At 76.5% G+C, this 2522-nt stretch carries 2 protein-coding genes; both read right to left on the bottom strand.

Annotated elements, in window-relative coordinates; translation table 11 throughout:
• Window positions 1–935 (bottom strand): phytoene/squalene synthase family protein (locus ACFSL4_RS11070; RefSeq protein ID WP_381081143.1); only part of this gene is annotated, 935 nt, incomplete at its 3' end.
• Window positions 932–2470: a phytoene desaturase family protein gene (crtI, locus tag ACFSL4_RS11065; protein WP_381081141.1), complete on the bottom strand. Its 1539-nt coding sequence runs from the start codon at window positions 2468–2470 to the stop codon at window positions 932–934. The genes crtI and ACFSL4_RS11070, both read right to left, overlap by 4 nt.
• Window positions 2471–2522 lie beyond the last annotated feature (52 nt).

Below are 2522 nucleotides of genomic sequence, written 5' to 3'. Positions count from 1 at the left end.
TTCCGGGCGCGCAGCCGCGCGGCGGCCACCCGGGTGAGCCCGTCCGCGGCGACCACGGCACGGTGCCGGCGCGGGACCACTGCCCGGCGGTGCAGCACCGCGTACCCGTCCCGGGCGACGGCGTCCAGGATGCCGCCGTACAGGACGAACGCGGTGCGGATGCAGGGCCGTGACACCGGGTCGAGCATCGCGAGCCCCGGCGCCGCCTCCCGGTACACGCCCCGGGTCAGCGCCTCGAACTCCCTGAGCGCGGCGGTGATCCGCCGGTCCGGCCGGCCCGTGTCCCGGCTCCAGCGCAGCATCTCGCGGTCGACTCCGTGGCCGGCGAGCAGGTCCGCGGGCACGTAGACCCGGCCGCGGTCCAGGTCCTCGCCTACGTCCCGCAGGAAGTTGCTCAGCTGGAAGGCGACGCCCAGCGCGGCGGCGTGCGGCGCGGCCTCTTCGCGCGGCACCACCGTGCCCAGGACCGGCAGCATCTGCAGCCCGATCACGGCGGCGGAGCCGTGCATGTAACCGCGCAGGTCGGCGTAGGTCGGATAGTCGGTGACCGTGAGGTCGGCGCGCATCGCGGCCATGAAGTCACGGAAGTGCGCGTGCTCGATGCCGTAGCGGCGCGCGGTGTCGGCGAGGGCCAGCACCATCGGCTCCCGGCTGCGGCCGTCGCGCAGTCCCGTCTCCAGGGCGTCCTGCAGCGCCGCCAGCGCCTCGACGCGCGCGCCGGCGCCGACCGCGGGGTCGAGGGAGTCGACGATGTCGTCGGCCCAGCGGGCGAACCCGTACAGGGCGTGCACGGCGGGCCGGCGCTCGACGGGCAGCAGCCGGGTGGCGAGGAAGTACGTCTTGCCGTGCCGCGCGTTGAGGGCGCGGCAGCGGCGGTACGCCGCCCTCAGCGCCGGGTCGGCGATTCCCGCCGCGGCCAGTTCACGGTCGGTCATCCGGTGGCCTCCTTCACAGGCAGTGGTGCGTGCCCGCCGGCCGGGGCGCGGCCGGGCAGGCCGGTGACGCGCGCGGCGGCGAGCTTCCCCGACACGAGCACGGTCGGCACGCCCACGCCCGGGGTGGTGCCGCAGCCGGCGAGGACGGCGTTCTCGGTGCCGCGCACCAGGTTGCGGGGCCGGAACGGGCCGGTCTGGGGGAAGGTGTGGGCCGCGGAGAAGGGCGTGCCCGCCGCATGCCCCTGGGCGTGCCAGGTAGCCGGGGTGACGAGGCTCTCCTCCTCGATCGCGTCCTCGATGCCGTCGAGTCCGCGCCGCTCCAGCTCCCGCAGCAGCGTGGCCCGGTAGCGCGGGGCCAGTTCGCCCCAGGCGGCGGCCGTCGGGCCGATGTCGGTGTTGGGGCAGGGCGCGAGGATGTAGTGCAGGTGGCGCCCCGGGGGAGCGAGCCCGGGGTCGGTGGCGGTGGGACGGGTGATCAGCAGCGACGGGTCGCTCATCAGCCGCCCGGTGCGCGTCAGTTCCTCGAACGTGCCGCGCCAGGCCGCGCCGAACGACAGGGTGTGGTGGGCCAGGTGCGGCCAGGTGCGGTCCGTGCCCGCGTGCAGCACGACCGCGGACGGCGAGTGCCGCAGCCGTACCGGACGCCGGGGCCGGCGGCCCAGGAGACCGTAGGTGACCGGCAGGTCCGGGGTGAGGACGACCGCGTCGCAGGGGATGCGCTCCTGGTCGGTGACGACCGCGGTGACGCGTGCGCCGGACCGCTCCAGCCGGGTCACCCGCCGACCGAACCGCAGGTCGGCGCCCGCCTCGGCGGCGGCGTCCGCCATCGCCCGCGGCAGGGCGTGCATGCCGCCGCGCGGGAAGTACACCCCGGCGACGGTGTCCATGTAGGCGATGACGGCGTAGGCGGCCAGGGCCCGCTCCGGGGGCACGCCCGCGTAGAGCGCCTGGAAGGAGAAGACGCGGCGCAGCCGCTCGTCGTTCAGGAAGCGCCCGATGCGGGCGTCCAGCCGGCCGAAGCCGCCGAGCGCCGCCAGCCGGGCCAGGTCGGCGCCCAGCAGACCGAGGGGCGAGTCGAAGTTGGCGTCGATGAAGCTGCGCATCTGCGCCCGGTAGAGCCGCTCCAGCCAGGCACGCAGCCGCAGGTACCCGGCCGCCTCACCCGCCCCGGCGAAGCGTTCCACCTCCGCGGCCATGGCGTCCGCCCCGGTGTGCACGTCGAGGCTGGTGCCGTCCGCGAAGTCGGCCCGGTAGGCCGGGTGCAGGGGGATCAGCTCGACACGCCGGTACAGGCCGTCGCCGACGGCCGCGAACGCCTCGTCGGCCAGGTCCGGCATGGTCAGCACGGTGGGGCCGGTGTCCATGTGGTAGCCGCCGAGCTCCAGGCGTCCGGCCCGGCCGCCGGGCAGCGCGTCCCGTTCCACCACGGTGACCCGGCGTCCGGCGCCCAGCAGGTGCAGGGCGGCGGCCAGTCCGGCGAGTCCGGCTCCCACGACCACGACGTGGTCGGTGCGGCCGGGCAGCGTACGCGTCATCGCCGCGCCCCCTGGCCACCCGGCGCGTCCGGCGCCGCGGCGGGACCGGTGC

This window comes from Streptomyces caeni, assembly GCF_042678285.1.
Taxonomy (GTDB): domain Bacteria; phylum Actinomycetota; class Actinomycetes; order Streptomycetales; family Streptomycetaceae; genus Streptomyces; species Streptomyces caeni.
The sequence above is the reverse complement of the archived record's forward strand: the minus strand, read 5'-3'. Positions and strand labels throughout refer to the sequence as shown.